Consider the following 21,564-nt stretch of genomic DNA (forward strand, 5'->3'; position numbering starts at 1 on the left):
CAACATTTTATCGTAATTTTTTGCATTTAATCGGTGTTAAAAGAAAAAAAATAGCCCTAACAAACAATGTTAAGGCTATTTTTTTATTAAATGAGCTAATTAGCTATGCATCAATTTTAGCATAAACAGCATTCTTTTCAATAAAATCTCTACGTGGTGGTACTTCATCACCCATTAGCATTGAGAAAATTCTATCTGCTTCTGTACCATTATCTATTTGTACTAGACGCATTGTTCTGAATTCTGGGTTCATGGTTGTGTCCCAAAGTTGTTCTGCATTCATCTCTCCAAGACCTTTATATCGTTGGATGTTTACACTACCACCAAACTCTTCGGCAAGTGCATCACGTTCTTTATCTGTCCATGCATAGGCTTTCTTATTACCTTTTTTAACTAAATATAAAGGAGGTGTTGCTATATAAATATGTCCGTTTTCAATTAATTCTTTCATATACCTGAAGAAGAACGTTAATATTAACGTAGCAATGTGGCTACCATCAATATCGGCATCACACATAATTACTACTTTATGATAACGTAATTTTGAAAGGTTTAATGCTTTACTGTCTTCTTCTGTTCCAATGGTAACACCTAAGGCTGTGAAGATGTTTTTAATCTCTTCGTTTTCAAAAACTTTGTGAGTCATCGCTTTTTCAACGTTCAAAATTTTACCTCTTAATGGCAAAATAGCTTGAAAATTCCTGTCGCGCCCTTGTTTAGCTGTTCCACCTGCCGAATCTCCCTCAACAAGAAACACTTCACATTTTGTTGGGTCTTGCTCTGAACAATCACTTAATTTACCTGGCAAACCACCAAGACTCATTACGTTTTTACGCTGTACCATGTCGCGCGCTTTTTGAGCTGCATGACGTGCTTGTGCTGCTAAAATTACTTTTTGAACTATTGTTTTAGCATCGTCTGGATGTTCTTCTAAGTAATCGGTTAACATTTCAGAAACTGCTTGACTTACCGATGCAGATACTTCCCGGTTACCTAATTTCGTTTTTGTTTGTCCTTCAAATTGTGGTTCTGCTACTTTTACAGATATAATGGCTGTTAAACCTTCACGGAAATCATCACCAGCAATTTCAAATTTTAAATTTTTAAGTAATCCTGAATCATCAGCATACTTTTTTAAAGTCATGGTTAAACCACGACGAAAACCTGATAAATGTGTTCCACCTTCATGTGTGTTAATATTGTTTACATACGAATGTAAGTTTTCAGCGTATGATGTGTTGTAAACCATAGCAACTTCAACAGGTACACCATTTTTTTCACCTTCAAATGCAATAACGTCTTTCATTAAAGGTTCGCGGTTACCATCTAAGAATTTTATAAATTCTTTTAAGCCTTCATCAGAATGAAATGTTTCTCCTTCAAACGTACCATCATCTTTTTTTGTTCTTTTATCAACTAAATGGATGGTAATTCCTTTATTTAAATAAGCTAATTCGCGCATTCTACTTGCCAAGGTATCATAGCTATATTCAAGGGTTTGAGTAAAAATAGTACCATCTGGTTTAAATGTTACCGTTGTACCACGCTTATCAGTTTCTCCTATTTGTTTAACAGGGTATAATGATTTACCGCGTTCGTATTCTTGTTCCCAAATTTTACCATCACGATATACTGTTGCTCTTAAATGCTCTGAAAGTGCATTAACACAACTTACACCAACACCGTGTAAACCACCAGAAACTTTATATGAATCTTTATCAAACTTACCACCTGCACCAATTTTTGTCATTACAACTTCAAGGGCAGAAACGCCTTCTTTTTTGTGTAAATCTACTGGAATACCACGACCATCATCTTCAGTAGTAATGGAATTATCTTCATTTATGGTAACTGTAATATTATTACAATGCCCAGCTAGTGCTTCATCAATAGAGTTATCTACAACTTCATAAACTAAATGATGTAATCCTCTCACGCCTACATCGCCAATATACATTGAAGGACGCATGCGCACATGTTCCATACCTTCTAAGGCCTGAATACTATCTGCTGAATAATTGTGCTTGTTAAATTCTTCTTTAGGTTCGCTCATATTATAATTTAATATTGTTTAATTCAATTTATAATTCATAAAAAATCCCGTTGTATTTCGGGACTTCTGAATACAAACAAATATACAAAATTATCAACCTTTTAAAAAGCTTTTCGTCGACTCATTCACATAATTATCAACATTTGTTAATTACTTAAAAGTGTCTTAAATCGCCTAAAAAGGGTCTTAAATTTGATTTATTGTATTTTTTTTCATTTTAAAAATACACAAAAACAGAAAGTGCCTTAAAAGTTAAATTTTTGGGTTTTTAATGATTTAATAAATGGAATATTTCATCTATAAAACGCTTAAAAAGTAAATTTATTAGGGTTTTCCCTAAGTTTTAATTTCTATGTTATTCCCTTAAAAAAAACCTATTCTCGAAAAGTAATTTAGCATTATAACTTTTAAATGCTATTAATCATGAAAACAATTATTTTAAACTTTACTTTTTTATTACTTGGTGCAACTTTATTTGCTCAAACCACATGGACGGTTGATAATCGACCAGGAACTACGGCACAATTTACAAGTGTGCAAGCCGCTATTGATGCCGCATCGGAAGGTGATTTTATTTATATTCACCCATCGCCCAATGCTTATCCAAACATTACTATAAATAAAGAAATACACTTAAGAGGTATTGGTCATGGACCTGAACTTGCAAACGGTGAAAGTGCAAAAATTAGCGCTATGATGTTGTTTACAGATAATCTTAGCAAGTCTGCATCAAATTCTAGCATAAGTGGGTTAGAGATAATTAATGGTATTAATGATAATAATTTTGGAGCTATTTCAAATGTATTAATTCAAAATAATAAAATTGGATCAATAAGTCTTAGTCGTCCTTTCAACTATATAATTCAAGGTAATTTATTCAACTCTATAGGAACAGCGAACTACCTGAATATCTTTAATATTAATCATGGGAATAACATAATAACTCATAATATTTTTATACGAAATTCTAGTTCAAATACTCAAATTAACGGTACTGTTTCCGGACTTATCTCATCTGACACTTTTAACAACAATCTTATGGTTTTTGATAATACTGGAACAGAGAAAATTGCTTTTAATAACTGTAATAATCCTATACTTAATAATAATATGTTTTTATTAACAAGTAGAGATGCAATTTCAACTATTATAAGTACCATTAACAATTTTAATAATATTCCTTTAAATTTTCAAAATTGCTTAACATTTGCTTATGGTGGTCAAACTTTAACCACATTGAATGGGATCAATAACCTAAACAATGTCAATCCTCAATTCAGAGATATTGGCTCACCAGAAAATCCTTTATTTACCTACACAAAAAACTACAAACTTAAAGCAGGTTCTCCAGCTATAGGAGCAGGATCAGATAATTCTGATTTAGGAATTTATGGCCAAGGATTTTTATTTCAAATGAAAGGCTATCCATTTGATTTACCATACCCAACAAGCATCAACATTAATAATGCCGTTGTTGAAGCTGGAGGAAATCTTGAAGTAGTTTTTAAAGCGAATGCTAACGTTGAAAATTAATAAACTATGAAAACAAAATACATTTTATGGTTTTTTTGTTTTAACACCTTGTTGGGGTTAGGACAAAAATCCATAACAGAAATAGAGTACTTTTTTGATACCGACCCAGGAACTGGCAATGCTGTAAATGTAGATGTAACTGACATTGCTAATTTAAACGAAACCTTAACAATACCAGTAAACAGTTTAACCTCTGGCATTCATATTTTACACATGCGAACAAAAAACAATGCAAACAAATGGAGTTTGTATGCGCGCCAAACGTTTTATCTTGCTAACTTTTCATCGGCTTTAAACAATACCATCACCGAAGCTGAATACTTTTTTGACACAGATCCTGGGGTTGGCAATGCAGAACCTTTAAGCATTTCCAACGGCACAAGTTTAAACAATACGTTTACTATCCCTTTGAATTCCGTAAGCACTGGTATTCATATCTTACACATTCGAGTTAAAAACAATTTTAACCAATGGAGCCTATACGGAAGACAAGTGCTTTATAAGTCGACCCAAATAAGTAACAATACTATTGTTGCCGCTGAATTTTTTATTGATACCGACCCAGGCGTTGGAAACGCAACTGCCATAGCTTTAACTGAAAGCGCTACGGTTGATGAAACGTTAAACATTCCTGTTCCCATTAATTTATCAGCTGGCGACCATATTTTGCATATTCGAGTAAAAAGCAGCAATGGTACGTGGAGTTTATATGGAAAACCAGAATTTAGCACCACGCTTTCAAACGAGGAAACGGCATTTAAAGACTTTAAAATTTATCCAAACCCCGTTGAAAATATTTTGCATCTATCAATTCAAAATAACACCATTGAACACATGCAATTGGTTGACATGAGTGGTCAGGTAATTCTAGAAGCTTCAACAAATATGGAACAACTCAATGTTTCTAAATTACCAACAGGGATGTACTTACTTCAAATTAAAACACGTGGCGGCAGCATTTCAAAAAAAATAATAAAGAAGTAAATAAATTAATTACATTTAAATTACTATTAAAATTAGAATGAAACGATTCCTGTTCATAGGCTTAGTGTCTTGTTTCCAAATAATATTTGGTCAAAACGACAGCACGCTTATAAATTCAATTCTTAACAAAGCCTATGAACAGGAATCTGCAAATCCAAAAGAAGCTTTAAAACTTTACAAAAAAGCTTACAAAAAAAGCAAAGAAAACAACTATAAAATTGGAGTAATCAAGTCTTTACAATATAGCGGTATTGTACATAGCGATATGGCTAATTACGATTCGGCTATTTATTATTACAACAAAGCGTTACCATATAGTTTGGATGCAAATTACCAAAGAGGTACTGGTGGCCTGTATATTAATTTAGGAAATGCTTATCAATACAAAGGTGCTTTTAATAATGTTATTGATAATTACATTAAAGGTATTAAAATATTTGAAACTGTTAAGGATAGTTCCCGCTTAGGCATGTCTTACGAAAATCTCGCAGCTTTTTACAACTCTTTAAAAAACAAGGAAAAGGAACTTGAATATTTAAACAAAGCACTAAAGATTATTCCTAAAAATGATAAGGAGCGAATAGCTTATGCTATGGGCGATTTGGGTTTGGCAAACATGAAATTTAATAGGTTTGAGCAAGCCTATAACTATTTTATAAAAGCCGATAGTATTACAAAAACTATTAATAACACTCGTTTAAACTATTTTGCCCAACGCAACTTTGGAACCTATTATTTTGAAACCAAAAATTATAATAAAGCCATTTATTATTACAAAAAGGCATTACCTTTTATTAACGACATAAATGACAAATATTATAAAAACGATTTGATTTTAGAACTTGGTAGCTCGTATGCTTTAAACAAAGACCATAAAAACGCTATTACGTATTTAAACGAAGCACTAAAAACCGCAGAAAGAGACCAAAAAATTGAAATACAGGCTAAGGCTCATTTACAATTAGCACAAGTTTACGAAGCTTTAAACAAAACCAGTTCTGCATATTTTCATTTAAAACAAAATGCCCAATTAAAAGACTCGTTGCTAAACGAAAACCACTTAAAAGAAATCAATTTATTAGAAAAACAATACCAATCTGAGAAAAAGGACAAAGAAATCGCAGAAAAAAAAATAGCTTTAGAGCATAACCAATTGGAGCTCACAAAAAATAAAAACAAGTTAGTGCTGGTCTCGATAAGCGGAATTATTTTATTGATAATTTTAATAAGCATTTGGGCATTTTACGCTCAGCTCCAAAAAGTTAAAAACATTGAAATCTCGAAACTAGAACAACAACGCGATATCGAAAAACTACAGGCTTTAATAGAAGGCGAAGAAAAAGAACGCGTGAGGCTTGCACAAGATTTGCATGATGGCATTAATGGCGATTTATCATCCATAAAATTTCAATTGTCCAGTATCGATTCAAAATCGCTTTCCATAGAAACTAAAACCCTTTTCAACAAAGCGATTGATATGATTGATTATTCCTGTGACCAAGTTCGAAACATATCGCACAACCTTTCACCAACCACCATCAATGATTTTGGACTTATAACTTCCCTAAAAAATTATTGCAACAAACTTGAGGGTTTTCATCCTATAAAAATAAATTTTCAACACTTTGGAAATGATATCAAACTATCAAAAAATATTGAAACCGTTATTTATAGAATTGTACAAGAACTGGTTAACAACATCATAAAACACGCCGATGCTTCTGAAGCTGTCGTTCAAATAAATTCGTACGATGACAACCTTTTTATAACTGTTGAAGATAACGGAAAGGGATTTGAAAGTTCTCAAAAAAACGCTGGTATTGGATTAAAAAACATTGCTTCGCGTATTGCTTTTTTAAACGCCACACTTGAGGAAGAACACAACCCAAGCGGAACAACTTTTACTATAAATATCGATTTAAAAAATATTCAAAAAACATGATAACCGTTGCTATAACAGACGACCATATGATGGTGGTTGAAGGTTTAAAAACCATGCTTAAACAAGTGGAAGGCATTCAAATAATTAGCACATACCACTGTGTTAACGACACAATTGATGGTTTACGAGACATCATACCACAAGTTTTGTTATTAGATATAAACCTACCCGATGGTAACGGCATCCATTTATGTAAACAACTTAAAGACACGTATAAGGAGTTAAAAATTATTGCCCTGTCCAATTACGAAGACATTTCATTTATCAAACAAATTATTAAAAATGGTGCCTCTGGATATTTACTAAAAAACACTAATAAAACAGAGTTAATCAACGCTATAAAAGCCGTAAAAAACAACCAATTATTTTTACCGGAAAAGTTGCAACGTTTGCTTCTTAACGATTCATTAGGAAAGCCAACCAACAGTTCATTTTTCATTCCAACATTAACCAGACGTGAAAAAGAAGTGTTAGAATTAATTGTAAAAGAATATACTACCGAAGAAATTGCAGAAAAACTTTTTGTAACCTCAAAAACAGTAGAAGCACACCGTAGTAATCTTATTCAAAAATTAGGTGTTAAAAATGTGGCTGGACTAGTAAGAGTTGCTATTGAAAAAGGATTGATTTAAATATTACTATACTAACAATCCACTCATTTTAAACTATAATCAATTATAATTTGAAAGTTTTTCAAATTAACTTCATGTTTCTTATCAATTTAATAATACAGAAAAGGAATATTATAAAAATAGTGTTTAGTATTGTTATTCTGTATATATTTGAACACGTAAAACATTATGAACAACAATAACAACAATAACAACAATAATAATTTCAATAATCCTAATTTTTAGGACAGGAAGGTTGTTGTTTAAAAATATATGAAGCCTTCCAAATACGGAGGGCTTTTTTTAATTTAAAAATACAGAAAATGAGTAAAATTATGACAGTCGACGTATTGTCGAGTATTAAAGGAGCACAACCCAGTGAGGCGGTGAACAAATTATTTGAAGTGATTAAAAATGCACAACCAACAAATAATAACTCTTTTAATGTTAATCATAATAATAGCGTGTCTTTAAACGATTTAAGAGACGATGTGGTGATTGAAAGTTCTGCATTGGAAAAGAAAATCATTATTGAAAATTTTCCGAAAGAGAAAAAAGGCTATTTAGTGGTTTCTAAAGTTATAGAAGAATAATTATGGAATCTCAGATACACAAAATACACCAACAACTGGTGAACAAAGAAATTACTTGTACAAACTTGGTACAAGAAAAGCTGAACTTATTAAAAGCCAATACCAATAACACCGTAAACGCTTTATTAGATACCTTGGCGTTAGATTTAGCCGCCAAAGTAGATGCTAAAATTGCAAAAGGCGAAACCATCGGGTTACTGGAAGGCATTCCCTTCGGAATAAAAGATGTTTACATGGTTCAAGGCACCTATACAACTGCAAGTTCAGAATTGTTGAAAAATTACAAATCGGCCTACACCGCCACGGCCATTCAAAAATTATTGGATGCTGGGGCTATTCCATTAGTAAAGGAAAACTGCGATAGTTTTGGTCATGGTTCTTCTTCTGAAAATACCATTTTTGGTGCTGTTAAAAATGCCATCAACCCCGATTTAGTAGGTGGTGGTTCCAGTGGTGGTTCGGCAGTCAATGTGGCCAAAGATTACACCGTTTTTTCTATTGGTGGCGATACAGGTGGTTCTGTGCGACAACCGGCTGGTTACAACCATGTATATGGTTTAAAACCAACTTACGGACGTATTTCCCGCTACGGATTGATGGCCTACGCATCTTCTACCGATTGTGTTGGACCTATCGCTAAATCCATTGAAGATATTCGTATTGTGCTGAATGTAATGGGTGGTAAAGACGCAAAAGATCAAACTACATACGCTTCCGCTGAAATTAAAGAAGAAAGTATCTCAAATTCAAATGGTATTAAAACCATCGGATATTTTAAAAATTTCGTTGAAAGTGATGCAATCGACCCAAAAATTAAAGCTGATTTTTTAGCAACTATTGAAAAAATAAAAGCCAAAGGCATTGAAGTAAAAGAATTGGATTTCTTTAAATCGGATATATTAGTTTCAACCTATTATACCTTGGCCATGGCTGAAACTGCTTCTAACCTTTCGCGTTTAGACGGTAGTAACTACGGAAACCGCATTGAAGATAAAAACCTAAAAGAATCATACGCTGTAACGCGTTCCGAGAATTTTTCAGAAGAAACCAAAAGACGTATTGTTGGTGGAAACCAAGTATTATCTCAAGGGTTTTCAGATGAAATCTATTTAAAAGGTTTAGCGCTTCGCGATGCGATTTCAGAAAATTTTGAAAACGATTTTAAAGAAGTTGACATCATTCTATCGCCGGTTACACCTAGTACACCACCTAAAATTGGCGATAGTTTAAAAGACCCACACGCTATGTATTTAAGTGATGCCTATACGGTTGGGTTCAGCTTAGGGCAACTGCCTACGCTTACCGCGCCACAAGGCACCGAAACAGGCTTACAAATAACAGCCGCAAAAAATAACGACGAACTTGTTTTGAAGTTTGCTAACTTCTTAAAAGATACGATATAATGGAATTAGAGCAATTAGACGCAGCACTTAAAGCACACGATTTAGAGTTAGTAATCGGACTGGAAACACACGTTCGACTAAATACCAAAACCAAATTATTTTGTTCTTGCCCAAACCAAGAAATTGAAACCCCAAACCAAAACATTTGTTCGGTTTGTACTGGGCAAATGGGCGTTTTACCTGCCATTAATAAAGAAGCGATTACTAAGGCTATTTATTTTGGGAAAGCGGTAAAATCATCGTTTGAAAATGAAGTGATTTCTTGGGACAGAAAGCATTACGAATACCCCGATAACCCGAAAAATATTCAAATTACGCAGTTTCACAACCCTGTGATTCCTGATGGACAAGTGTCTTGTTTCCGTAACGATGGAAGTCAGTTTACCGTAAATTTAACCCAAGTGCATATTGAAGAAGATGCCGCTAAATTGATGCACGAAAAAACCGTTTCGTTGGTCGATTTTAACAAAGCTGGTGTACCATTAATTGAAATTGTAACCGAACCTTGCATTCGCCATATTGAAGATGCTTCTATTTACGCACAATACATTCAACGTATTGTTCAAAATTTAAAAATATCGGAGGCAAATCTTGAAAAAGGTGAGTTTAAATCGGATGTTTCGGTATCACTTCGTAAAAAACACAGTTACACTTTAAACCCACGTACCGAGATTAAGAACTTAAACTCGTTTAAATTTATGGTGGATGCTCTAAAAGAAGAAGTTGAAAAACAACTTAACTATTTCTTAGAACATAAAGAATTTAGACCCGACCAAACCACTGTTTTATGGGATGCCGATTTAAAGCAAACCAAAACCATGCGTAAAAAGGAATTTGAGGCCGATTACCGTTTTATTTCGGAACCCGATTTACCATTTGTAAACATTAAAGAAGCTGTTGAAACTATTAATGTAGATATCCAAACACTTCCGTTTGCGGTAGAATCTATTTTGATAAATGGTGGCGTTTTACCGCAAGATGCCAAATTTTTTACTGCCGATTCGTTGCGTTCGGAAACTTTTGTAACTATTAACAATGCGCTTCAAGATCCATCTTTTGTTGCCAAAACATTAGTAAATAATATTGGTGCCGATGCCTATGGCGATATTCATCGTATTGAGCATTTAATTGAAATTTTTCAGCTTTTTAAAGATGAAAAAATAACATCCGTATTGGTTCAAAACGCCATTACTTCTTATTTAAAAGATAGAAGTTTTGATTACAATAAATATTTCGAAGAAAACACCATTTCAGAAGAAAAGATACAAGAAGCCATCGCTAAAGTTATTTCAGAAAATGAAGCGATAGCAAACGACATTAAAGCAGGAAACCAAGGAAAAGCAGGTATTTTAGTTGGAAAAATTATTGCGATTATTGGAAAAGGAGCTTCAGGAAAAGTGATTCGCGAAGGTATTTTGAGTCAGTTGCAAAGTTCAGAGTTAAAAGTTAAAAATGCTTCTGAAACAACTAAACAACAAACACCTCAACAACAAACTTCTAAAACACAGGAAGAAGTTTTACCACAAATTCCTATCATTGTAAAAGAAGAGTACAGAACCCATTTAATTTCGGGTGTTTCTGAAGCTAATATTACAGAAACAGTCACTTTTGCTGGTTGGGTTTCAAGCGTTCGCGACCATGGCGAATTGATTTTTATCGATTTACGCGATTCAAGCACCGAAATTTTCCAAGTGCGTTTAAGTAGAGAATCGTTCCCTAATTTAGATGAATTAGTAAAACTTAAACCCGAATCGGTTATAACCGTTACTGGAACTATAGTACAGCGTAAAGAAGATGATTATAACACGGCGTTACGAACAGGTAAAATTGAATTAGAAGCAACCGAACTGGAAATTTTAAACCTATCTAGAACGCTACCTTTTGAAATAAAACGTGCTACAAAAACCAACGAAAACACCCGTTTTCAATATAAATATTTAGACCACAGAAATGACGATGTGCGTCGTGTTATTGTAAACCGCCATAAAGTAATCAAGCTACTACGCGATATTTTAGACGAGCAAAATTTCCTTGAAATTGAAACGCCTATTTTAAGCGCAGGAACCGATGAAGGCGCACGTGAGTTTATTGTACCTTCAAGAAAACAATCAGGTGCATTTTACACCTTACCGCAAGCACCTCAACAATTCAAGCAAATGTTAATGGTAAGCGGTTATGAAAAATATTTCCAAATAGCACGTTGTTTTAGAGATGAAGATTCTCGTGGCGATCGCCAACCTGAATTTACCCAGTTAGATTTAGAAATGGCGTATGCAAGTATGCAACAAATAATCGATTTAAACACCAAAATGTTTAATGAAGTGGTTACAAAAATTTATGGTAATAAATGGATTTTACGTCCGTTTGAAGTAATTACCTATCAAGATGCCATGGATTTTTACGGTTGTGATAGACCCGATTTACGTTTTGGCTTAAAACTTCAAGATATTACTCACATTGTAAAAGATACTACCTTCCAAGTATTTAGCAAACCAATTGAAGAAGGCGGTATTGTAAAATGTATTAAAGTTTCTGCTGAAGAACAAGGTGATAAGCGTTTATCAAAAGGGCAAATTGAAAAACTAACTGCCATTGCACAACAACACGGTTTGGGTGGTTTAGCTTACATTATTGTTAATGAAAACGATTTACAATCGCCTATTATTAAGTTTTTAGGTGAAGATATTGCCGCAGGAATTATAAAAGCAACCAATGCACAAATTGGTGATATCGTATTTTTCTCAGCTGCCGATTATGCTACCGCAAATAAAGCCTTAGATGCCGTTAGGCAAGAATTAGGTAGCATGTTACGATTAATAAACCCTAAAGAGTTACGTCCTGCTTGGGTAATAGACTTCCCAATGTTTGAACGTACAGATGAAGGTAGATGGACGTTTACCCACAATCCATTTTCTATGCCAGCGGTTTATGATATTGATAAACATATGCAAGGAAATGACGCTGAAATTGGTAGCATCATTGCCCAACAATACGATTTGATATTGAACGGCTACGAAATTGGAGGTGGTTCGGTACGTGCTCACAAACCTGAAATTTTAGAAGCCACTTACAGAAATATGGGCTACAATAAAGAAGAAATGTTAAAAAGTGTAGGTACCATGTATAAAGCATTCCATTACGGTGCGCCACCACACGGTGGAATTGCTTGGGGTGTAGACCGTTTGATGATGATTTTAGAGAAAAAAGCATCCATACGCGAAGTAATGGCATTCCCAAAAACTGGTACTAGCGACGATTTATTATTTGGTGCGCCTTCTTTACTTTCTGATAAAAAAGTTGAGGAAATGAATGTGCGTATTATTAGAAAATAATTTTTTTATTAAAAAACAACATCTAATTAACAAAATCCCAATAACTAGTTATTGAGATTTTGTTTTTTTTTAAATAACCAACCATAACAATAAATTTTATTAAATGTGATTAACATTTTGTTAATAGAGTTAAAAAAATTTATACTTTAGACTTGTTATAAGTTTCTTAACTTTATATCAAAGATTTAAAAAATCATACCATTATGAAAAAACTTTATATATTACTTTTCGTTTTAATTACTAGCAACATAAACTCTCAAAATAATGAGATGTTCTCACACAAATTAGACGATTTGGTTAGTTTGAATGTTCCTAAAAATTTCGTTGAATCGGACACACTTGTTGACGGTGTTCAAATTCACCAAATCAGATTTAAAACCAATACATACAACTTTATCGTTCAAAAAGTGCTTTTTGAAAATGAAGACCAAAAGGAAAGCCTATCAAAATTACCATACGATTATGCTAGTTTACTAGATGAATACAATCGTGTTGTTGCTAGAATGCGTTATAGAGTACCTTATTATGTAAAAACAAAATCAATTGTTGAAAAAGAAGGTTTTACAGGCTATAATTTAAAGTTTGTTAACGATATAGGAACACCAACTTACGAGGCTGAATTTTACTTATTAAACAAAAATTTATATACGTTTTTCTATGCTAGTGATAAAAGTTTTAACGACGATGTTAAAGCAGAATTATTTAATTCAATTAAAATAAACACCAAGCAAGATATTAGCCAATACTTAGGTAAACCACCAAAATACAGAATTGGTTACGTAATAGCTACTTACTTCTTTTTAAGCTTAATTGTAGTAGGATTTGTTATCTATATGATAAAACTTTACAGAAAAAAACAAGGAAAAACTAGTATTTTTCATGAGTAATATTTTGAATTAACAAAGTAGAATTTAAGAGCATCAATTATTTGTTGTGAAAATTAGCATTCTGTTACGTTCATACAAATACGTATATTTATTTTAAAAAACTAGTGCTTTTTACATAATACGTTCCATTCACAAAAAAGGCATGTACTAAAATAAATGCTCTAGTTAATTTATAGTGAATAAATAAAAAGGTGAAAAACAAAAAAACTAGCTGGACTATTTGCAATGAATGCCACGGACGAGGTAAAAAAAGGCAACGACTACGCAAAAAAGTAAAGCTAAACTACCAAAAAGCATTAGAAAATTTTGAAAATTCTAAACTTGAAGGAAAAGTACCTGTTCGCCCAAAAGGACATCTAGTTGTTTGCTCAAACTGTTCTGGTTTTGGGTTGGTTCCTACTACAACACCTACAATTCCCAACACAGAACATTATCCGCATGTTGCTATTATTGGCGGCGGTATTGGTGGTATTGCTCTAGCTGTTGCGTGTTTACACCGCGGTATTCCATTTACACTTTATGAACGTGACAATGGTTTTGATGTACGCTCTCAAGGTTACGGACTTACGTTGCAACAAGCCAGTAAAGCTATTGAAGGATTTGGAATTTTAAATTTAGAAGAAGGCATAGTTTCTAATCGACATGTTGTTCATACAACTGATGGAACCATTATTGGAGAATGGGGCATGCGAAAATGGATGCAGAAAGAAACAAAAACAACACCCAAGCGTACAAATATACATATTGCTCGACAATCGTTACGTCTAACATTGCTTGAACAACTTATTACTGACAATACAGTACAATGGAATCATCAACTTATAGATTTTAAACAAAATGAAGATAAAACTATCGAACTTCGTTTTGATGTTAATGGAACAATAAAAAACACTAAAGCAGATTTGGTAGTTGGTGCTGATGGCATTCGAAGTACAGTACGGAAACAACTAATTGGCGAGTACAAAACGCCTTTACGATACTTAGATTGTATCGTTATTTTGGGTATTTGCCCTTTAAAAAATATTAAAAGTGTTGATAGCGATTTACTTGATTCTGCAACAGTATTTCAAACTGCTAACGGTAATGAACGTATTTACATGATGCCTTTTACAACCAACTCTATAATGTGGCAATTAAGCTTCCCAATGCCTGAACAAGATGCTAAAGCATTAAGTTTAAAAGGTGCTAAAGCATTAAAAGATGAAGCCTATAAAAGAACACCTTGGCATGCGCCTATTCCACAAATTATAGAAGCAACACTAGAAACTCAAATTTCTGGCTATCCTGTATACGACCGCGAATTACTAAAGCCAGAATTATTAGAAAATGCAGGTGCAATAACACTTATTGGTGATGCTGCACATCCTATGAGTCCGTTTAAAGGACAAGGTGCAAACCAAGCATTGCTAGATGCATTAACTTTAGCTAGAATGTTAACAAAAAGTTGTAATTCTTTTTCAACATGGAAAGAAGATGGGTTAAGGCATACAATACTAACCAAGTTTGAAACAGAAATGATAAAACGCAGTGCAACCAAAGTAAAAGATTCTGCTGATGCTGCACAATTTTTACATTCTGACATTGTACTTCATGAAGGCAATGAACCTAGAGGACGAATTGCAAAGCGCAAAAAAATAATATAATTCTATTGTTTTTTAGAATCTTCTAAACCCCACGCATCCAAATTTCTTAAAATTTGTTCGAATGATTTTCCTCTATTACTTAACCTGTATTCAACTCTTGGCGGAACTACAGGGTAAACTTTTCGGGAAATAAGTCCGTCTTTTTCTAACTCTCTTACGGTTTGGGTAAACATTTTATTTGAAATTTACACACACAGTTATGAATTAACATATTCATCTGGCGCATATACAAAGTAAAACCTTGGTTTCTTAGTTTTTGTAAAAGTTTGCGTTAGGGATTGCAGTGAAAAGCCCACAGCGAGGTACGAGCGAGGACTTGTAACGTAAAGCCCGACCCTTGTGGTAACGCCCAAAAAATTAAAATTTTAACAGTTAATTACTACTTTTACAAAAACTTTAAGATTTTTTAGACTTACCTTTAAAACTTTACTAAACTTTAAAACTTAAATAATGAAAAAAACAACATTTTTAACAACCATTGCTTTTGCTTTTTTAATGCTTTTTACGGTTAATACACAGGCTCAAAAATTTTCTAACTTAGATAAAAGTCCGTTGGATATAGCTTACCATAGAACAGACAGAAATGCTACACCTATGATTAAGGTTATTTATAGTAGACCACAACTTAAAGAACGTACACTAAGTGAACTTGCGCCAAACGGTAAAATTTGGAGAACAGGTGCTAATGAAGCTACCGAAATTAAGTTTTTTGAAGATATGACCTTTGGTGGTAAAAAAGTTAAGGCTGGAACGTATTCATTATTTACCATTCCGAATGATACAGAATGGACCGTAATACTTAGTAGTGATTTGGATGTTTGGGGTGCATATTCATATAAAGAAAGTAGTGATGTTTTAAGAATTAAAGCGCCAACTAGTAAAGGTGATACTGTTGAAGCGTTCTCTATTGCTTTTGATAATAATACCATGTTTTTAGCTTGGGGAACTGTTCGAGTTGCTATTCCTGTTGGGAAATAAGGCTTTAGGCTTTAGGCTTTAGGCTTTAGGCTTTAGGCTTTAGGCTTTAGGCGAAAATATAAAAGTTCCATTAGTTAAAGTACTAATGGAACTTTTTTTGTTTTACAGATAATTTTGAATGGAATTAAAACTAGGGTATATTTAAATACTTATGTGTTTGTAGCGATACTTTCCATTTTGGATTTGCCATTACATACGCTACAATTTCTGGAATGACTTTATCGCGTTTGCTCCACTCGGGTTGTAAATATAAAATACAGTCTTTGTTTACTTTGGCTGCTTGTTCTTCTGCAAAGCGAAAATCGTCGTTATTATAAACAATTACTTTTAATTCATTGGCTTTTTCATAAACTTCCTTAGTAGGTAGTTTCATTTTTTTTGGTGATAAACATATCCAATCCCAAATACCTGTTAACTTATAAGCACCGGAAGTTTCTATATGTATTTGTAAACCTTCTGCTTTTAACTGGCTTGTTAAAGGCAACATATTCCAAGTTAATGGTTCGCCACCTGTAATTACTATGGTATTACTATATTTTTTAGCATTTTCAACAATTTTTGAAATTTCGGTTGGTGGATGCAACTTAGCATTCCAACTTTCTTTTACATCGCACCAATGGCAACCAACATCACAACCACCAATACGCACAAAATATGCTGCTGTTCCTTTGTGGTAACCTTCACCTTGTATGGTGTAAAACTCTTCCATTAAAGGCAACAACACTCCTTTATTTACTAAATTTTGTATGTCTTTATTCATAATCGTTTGCAAAGATAGGAGTTTGCTTGTTATTTGTTGGAAGTTTTATAAGGCATGTTTTTTTAATTTGATATATAAATACCTATTTTTATAAAAAAATACAGTAAATGAAACAAGCATCTTCAAAATTTCACCATTCAATGGAATGATTAATAGCGAACAGCATGTGACCATTTAAAAACAATAAAATCAATACATGAATACGAAGGACACTTTTTTTAAACATATAACCGAAGGCAATATTTGTAAAGGCGATTATATACCTGTTGGTGCTGCCATGTTAGATGGTGAAACTATAACAGATGCTTTAGTTAAAATTCCATTAAAAACCTTAAATAGACATGGTTTGATAGCTGGTGCTACTGGTACTGGTAAAACAAAATCTCTTCAAGTTTTAGCCGAAAATTTAAGCGATAAAGGCATTCCTGTATTACTTATGGACATAAAAGGTGATTTAAGCGGATTGGCACAACCAAGTGCTGGACACCCAAAAATTGATGAACGCCATGCTAAAATTGGTATTCCATGGGAAAGCAAAGGATTTCCTGTTGAAGTTTTAACACTATCTGAACAAAACGGTGTACGCTTAAGAGCCACAATAAGTGAATTTGGTCCTGTATTATTATCTCGAATTTTAGATTTATCAGAAGCACAATCGGGTGTTGTAGCGGTAATTTTTCAATATTGTGATGATAATAAATTGCCAATTCTTGATTTAAAAGATTTCAAAAAAATATTACAATACGCAACCCAAGAAGGAAAAGCTGAGTTTGATGATGCTTACGGGCGCATTTCAACAGCATCAACAGGTTCTATTTTACGAAAAGTAGTAGAATTAGAACAACAAGGTGCCGATTTATTTTTTGGCGAAACATCCTTTGATGTAGATGATTTATTACGCGTAAACAACGAAGGTAAAGGTTATATAAACATCATCAGACTTACCGATATTCAAGATAGACCAAAACTATTTTCAACCTTTATGCTAAGTTTGTTAGCTGAAATTTATTCAACATTCCCAGAACAAGGTGATAGTGAACGACCAGAACTTGTAATTTTTATTGATGAAGCACATTTAATTTTTAATGAAGCTTCAAAAGCGTTATTAAACCAAATTGAAAGCATTGTAAAATTAATACGCAGTAAAGGTGTTGGTTTGTATTTTGTAACTCAAAATCCAACCGATGTGCCTGAAGCAGTTTTAAGTCAATTAGGTTTAAAAATTCAACATGCCTTACGTGCTTTTACAGCAAACGATAGAAAAGCTATTAAACTAACAGCACAAAATTACCCAGATTCTGAGTTTTATGACACAACTGAAGTATTAACATCTTTAGGAACAGGTGAAGCATTGGTATCTGCACTTGATGAAAAAGGTCGTCCAACACCACTAGCCGCAACCATGATGCGTGCACCAATGAGCAGAATGGATATTTTAACAGAAGTAGAATTAAACGATTTACTATCTAAATCAAAACTGGTTAAAAAATACAACGAAACCATCGATAGAGAAAGTGCTTATGAACTTCTGAATAAAAAAATAGAACAAGCTGAAGCCGAAGAAGCTAAAGAAAAAGCCAAAAAAGAACAAGAAGCACTTAAAAAAGCGGAAGCTAAAAAAACAACTTCAACAACTTCTGGCAGAAAAAGTACTGCTATGAACCCTGTTGTAAAGGTGCTTACAAGTGCTACATTTATTAGAAGTGTTTTTGGGATTTTAACTAAAGTATTGAAAAAGTAACCCCTATTTTATTTTTCAAATTGTAACAATTAATGAATCCATTTTTATCAAAAATATTAGTTGATATTGCGCGGAAACGTCTTCAAGCAAAAGCACAAAATAAACCTGTTAGCAAAAAACAGTTAGTGCCTTTAGTTAGAAGATTTCAAGTTGAAGTTTCACATGCTATAAAGGAATACATCTTCATAATTATTGGTGTATTTTCAGCTGGTTTTGGTTTAAAAGGTTTTTTATTACCAAATCGTTTTATTGATGGTGGCGCTACTGGTATTTCACTGTTACTTCAAAACGTAACCAATTTAGATTTAAGTTATTTTCTGATTCTTGTTAACTTACCATTTTTAATTTTAGCTTCAAAAACCATCAATTTTAAATTTGCTGTTCGCAGTATTGCCGCTATTGCGCTTTTGGCTTTTGTGGTACATTTTGTAGAGTATCCTACAGTTACCGAAGACAAATTACTAATTTCTGTTTTTGGTGGATTTTTTTTAGGATTAGGAATTGGCATGTCCATGCGAGGTGGCAGCGTTATTGATGGCACCGAGGTTTTAGCCATCTATTTAAGCAGAAAATTATCACTAACAATAGGCGATATTCTATTATTAATCAACATTTTAATATTTTCAGTTGGCGCATATATTCTTTCTATTGAAATTGCACTTTATGCCATTTTAACCTATTTAGCAGCTGCAAAAACAGTCGATTTTGTAGTTGATGGTGTTGAAGAATACGTTGGCGTAACCATAATTTCTACAAAGCACGAAAATTTACGGATAATGCTTACCGAAAAACTACATCGTGCTTGTACTATTTATGCTGGCAAAGGTGGTTACGGAAAAAGTGGCGATAGCTATGATAAAGACATTATTTACACCATAGTAACCCGTTTAGAACTTGCCAAACTACAAACTGAAATTGATAAAATTGATAGAAATGCCTTCATCATCATGGGTATTGTTAAAGATTTGAAAGGTGGAATGATTAAAAAAAAGCCGCTAAAATAATTAACAATAAAAAAGGTTAATTAAAAATTATGAAAGAGAAAAAATACATTTTACAAACCAATCCATTTGTAGTTCCAACTGATGATGGTAAAGTAATAAAAGAACATTTTGGTATTCCAACTAACAATAATGCTGATATTAGTATTGCCCACATGAAAGCACCAGCAGGTTGGAGCGAACCGTTTCAAACACCTGAGTTTGATGAATACACTTTCATTATAAAAGGTAAAAAACAATTTATTATTGAAAATGAAATCGTTGTTTTAGAAGCTGGTCAATCTATAAAAATTAACCGAAACACACGTGTTCAATATTCAAATCCGTTTACCGAAGTTTGCGAATATATTGCCATTTGCACACCTGCCTTTTCAATGGATTTAGTAAACAGAGAAGCATAAATGAACCAAACATTAACAAAAACTATTGGAAACCTAATAAACTTCATTAGTTACCCTTTACCTAACTACGCTGCAAAACAAGCTGTTAAAATATTTTCAACACCACGAAAAGGCAAATTAAACATTGAAGAAACCAACTATCTAAAAACTGCATCTCAAGAAACCATTATTTATGAAGATGTTGCTATAAAAACATATAGCTGGAGCGGAACAAAAAGTACTATTTTACTGGTTCACGGTTGGGAAAGTAATGCTTTTAGATGGAAAGATTTAATCGAAATTTTAAAAATTGAAGATTATAATATCATAGCCTTAGATGCACCAGCACATGGCAATTCCGGAAGCAAAATTTTTAATGCTGTATTGTATTCAGAATGCATAAACATGGTTATCAAACAGTTTAAACCTTCTATAGTTATTGGGCATTCTATTGGCGGTACAGCTTCTGCCTTAGCTATTAATAACCATAAACTTTCTCCAGATAAATTAATTCTACTTGGCGCGCCTTCAAATTTTGATGAAGTTATTGATAACTATGTTAAAATAATGGGTTACAACAAAAGAGTTATTAAAGCCATAAATGAATACTATCTAAAATATTTTGGGTATTATCCTGAATTTTATACTGTTGAAAATTTCATAAAGCACATTACAGCCGAAGGACTTATTATTCACGACAAAAAAGACCGCATTATTTCATATAAAGATGCACTACACATTTCAAAACATTATAAAAATTCAAAACTAATCAAAACTGTAGGCTTTGGTCATGGTTTAAAAAATGACGTAGTTTACAATCATATTTTACAGTTTTTAAACGATTAGATTTGTTGTACTTTTGAACCTTGAAACCCATAATGGGCTTTTAGCAACTAAACCATTATAATTAATATAATCCTTGATGGATTGTAAATGGTTTTTGATTTTTTATTTAAATGGAAGTAGAATTAAAACGCATCAATAAATTTTTAAGTGAAGTTGGCTATTGCTCGCGCAGAGAAGCCGATAAACTTATTGAAGCTGGCAGGGTAACCATTAACGGCGTTATACCAGAAATGGGCACCAAAATTTCACCTAACGATTCCGTTCAAGTTGATGGAAAAGACATAACCAACACTAAAACATCTTTTGTTTATTTGGCGTTTAACAAACCTGTTGGTATTGTTTGCACTACCGATACTAGCGTTGAAAAAGACAATATCATCGATTTTATTAATTACCCCAAACGTATTTTTCCTATTGGAAGATTGGATAAACCCAGTGAAGGTTTAATTCTTTTAACTGATGATGGCGATATTGTAAACAAAATTCTTCGCGCCAGTAATAATCACGAAAAAGAATATATTGTTACAGTTGATAAGCCTATTTCTCAAACCTTTTTAGAACGCATGCGAGGTGGTATTCCGTTAGAAGAATTAAAGAAAACCACTAAAAAATGTGAGGTTGAAAAAACGGGTACTTATGAATTCAAAATTATTTTAACACAAGGGTTAAACCGACAAATACGCCGTATGTGCGAATACTTAAATTATGAAGTATTAACATTGAAACGTATTCGCATTATGAATATTAAACTCGATATGCCTATTGGCGAATACCGAGAACTTACTAAACAAGAATTTACAGAACTAGAAAAGCTAATTAGTTCTTCAACCAAAGAATTTGTTCCTAAAATAAAAAAATCAAACCGAAGAAAATAGGC

The 21,564-nt window shown here is 33.0% G+C and carries 17 protein-coding genes and 1 pseudogene; 15 read left to right on the forward strand and 3 right to left on the reverse strand.

What is annotated here, in order from left to right:
- Positions 1-103: 103 nt before the first annotated feature.
- Positions 104-2,053: a DNA topoisomerase (ATP-hydrolyzing) subunit B gene (gyrB, locus tag ACFQ1R_RS06065; protein ID WP_379925234.1), complete on the reverse strand. Its 1,950-nt coding sequence runs from the start codon at positions 2,051-2,053 to the stop codon at positions 104-106.
- A gap of 423 nt (positions 2,054-2,476) precedes the next feature.
- On the opposite strand from gyrB, the gene ACFQ1R_RS06070 reads away from it, so the two are divergent.
- The 9 genes from ACFQ1R_RS06070 (at position 2,477) to ACFQ1R_RS06110 (ending at position 14,981) form a co-directional block, all read left to right on the forward strand.
- A complete protein-coding gene (locus ACFQ1R_RS06070; protein WP_379925235.1) occupies positions 2,477-3,586 on the forward strand; it encodes a hypothetical protein in 1,110 nt (369 codons plus the stop codon).
- A gap of 6 nt (positions 3,587-3,592) precedes the next feature.
- Complete coding sequence (locus ACFQ1R_RS06075; protein WP_379925236.1) at positions 3,593-4,570, forward strand: T9SS type A sorting domain-containing protein; 978 nt, start codon at positions 3,593-3,595, stop codon at positions 4,568-4,570.
- 37 nt (positions 4,571-4,607) lie between these two features.
- Positions 4,608-6,512 carry a tetratricopeptide repeat-containing sensor histidine kinase gene (locus ACFQ1R_RS06080; RefSeq protein WP_379925237.1) on the forward strand — a complete coding sequence of 635 codons (1,905 nt, stop codon included), beginning with the start codon at positions 4,608-4,610 and terminating at the stop codon, positions 6,510-6,512.
- A complete protein-coding gene (locus ACFQ1R_RS06085; protein ID WP_379925238.1) occupies positions 6,509-7,144 on the forward strand; it encodes a response regulator transcription factor in 636 nt (211 codons plus the stop codon). The genes ACFQ1R_RS06080 and ACFQ1R_RS06085 overlap by 4 nt, the downstream gene beginning before the upstream one ends.
- A 302-nt stretch (positions 7,145-7,446) precedes the next feature.
- Complete coding sequence (locus tag ACFQ1R_RS06090; RefSeq protein WP_379925239.1) at positions 7,447-7,716, forward strand: hypothetical protein; 270 nt, start codon at positions 7,447-7,449, stop codon at positions 7,714-7,716.
- Positions 7,717-7,718: 2 nt separating this feature from the next.
- Positions 7,719-9,119, forward strand: a complete 1,401-nt coding sequence (locus ACFQ1R_RS06095) for an amidase family protein (RefSeq protein WP_379925240.1) — start codon at positions 7,719-7,721, stop codon at positions 9,117-9,119.
- Positions 9,119-12,451 (forward strand): bifunctional amidotransferase subunit GatB/aspartate--tRNA ligase AspS, encoded by a 3,333-nt coding sequence (gene gatB/aspS, locus ACFQ1R_RS06100; protein ID WP_379925241.1) that lies wholly within the window; start codon positions 9,119-9,121, stop codon positions 12,449-12,451. Before ACFQ1R_RS06095 ends, gatB/aspS begins: the two co-directional genes overlap by 1 nt.
- 203 nt (positions 12,452-12,654) lie before the next feature.
- Entirely contained in the window at positions 12,655-13,338 is a 684-nt protein-coding gene (locus ACFQ1R_RS06105; RefSeq protein ID WP_379925242.1) for a hypothetical protein, read from the forward strand.
- A gap of 191 nt (positions 13,339-13,529) precedes the next feature.
- Positions 13,530-14,981 (forward strand): FAD-dependent oxidoreductase, encoded by a 1,452-nt coding sequence (locus tag ACFQ1R_RS06110; protein ID WP_379925243.1) that lies wholly within the window; start codon positions 13,530-13,532, stop codon positions 14,979-14,981.
- Between the two features lie 2 nt (positions 14,982-14,983).
- On the opposite strand, the pseudogene ACFQ1R_RS06115 reads toward ACFQ1R_RS06110, so the two are convergent.
- A pseudogene (locus tag ACFQ1R_RS06115) lies at positions 14,984-15,166 on the reverse strand (winged helix-turn-helix transcriptional regulator); the annotation flags it as partial.
- A 265-nt stretch (positions 15,167-15,431) separates the two neighbouring features.
- Here ACFQ1R_RS06115 and ACFQ1R_RS06120 point away from each other — a divergent pair.
- Positions 15,432-15,959 carry a DUF2911 domain-containing protein gene (locus tag ACFQ1R_RS06120; protein WP_379925244.1) on the forward strand — a complete coding sequence of 176 codons (528 nt, stop codon included), beginning with the start codon at positions 15,432-15,434 and terminating at the stop codon, positions 15,957-15,959.
- Between the two features lie 130 nt (positions 15,960-16,089).
- On the opposite strand, the gene ACFQ1R_RS06125 is transcribed toward ACFQ1R_RS06120, so the two are convergent.
- The gene (locus ACFQ1R_RS06125) at positions 16,090-16,719 is read right to left on the reverse strand and encodes a 7-carboxy-7-deazaguanine synthase QueE (protein WP_379925245.1); all 630 of its coding nucleotides are present in this window, start codon (positions 16,717-16,719) and stop codon (positions 16,090-16,092) included.
- 196 nt (positions 16,720-16,915) lie between these two features.
- Here ACFQ1R_RS06125 and ACFQ1R_RS06130 point away from each other — a divergent pair, with 196 nt between their 5' ends.
- The 5 genes from ACFQ1R_RS06130 to rluF all read left to right on the forward strand — a co-directional run bounded on the left by ACFQ1R_RS06130 (position 16,916) and on the right by rluF (position 21,562).
- Positions 16,916-18,460 carry a helicase HerA-like domain-containing protein gene (locus ACFQ1R_RS06130; RefSeq protein ID WP_379925246.1) on the forward strand — a complete coding sequence of 515 codons (1,545 nt, stop codon included), beginning with the start codon at positions 16,916-16,918 and terminating at the stop codon, positions 18,458-18,460.
- 32 nt (positions 18,461-18,492) lie between these two features.
- Complete coding sequence (locus ACFQ1R_RS06135) at positions 18,493-19,464, forward strand: YitT family protein (protein ID WP_379925247.1); 972 nt, start codon at positions 18,493-18,495, stop codon at positions 19,462-19,464.
- A gap of 29 nt (positions 19,465-19,493) precedes the next feature.
- Positions 19,494-19,862, forward strand: coding sequence for a cupin domain-containing protein (locus tag ACFQ1R_RS06140; protein WP_379925248.1), 369 nt, complete (start codon positions 19,494-19,496; stop codon positions 19,860-19,862).
- Complete coding sequence (locus ACFQ1R_RS06145) at positions 19,863-20,687, forward strand: alpha/beta hydrolase (protein WP_379925249.1); 825 nt, start codon at positions 19,863-19,865, stop codon at positions 20,685-20,687.
- Positions 20,688-20,797: 110 nt separating this feature from the next.
- Positions 20,798-21,562 (forward strand): 23S rRNA pseudouridine(2604) synthase RluF, encoded by a 765-nt coding sequence (rluF, locus tag ACFQ1R_RS06150; protein WP_379925250.1) that lies wholly within the window; start codon positions 20,798-20,800, stop codon positions 21,560-21,562.
- The last annotated feature ends 2 nt before the right edge of the window (positions 21,563-21,564 follow it).

It is taken from the genome of Mariniflexile jejuense (assembly GCF_042675665.1).
In the GTDB taxonomy this organism is placed as follows: domain Bacteria; phylum Bacteroidota; class Bacteroidia; order Flavobacteriales; family Flavobacteriaceae; genus Mariniflexile; species Mariniflexile jejuense.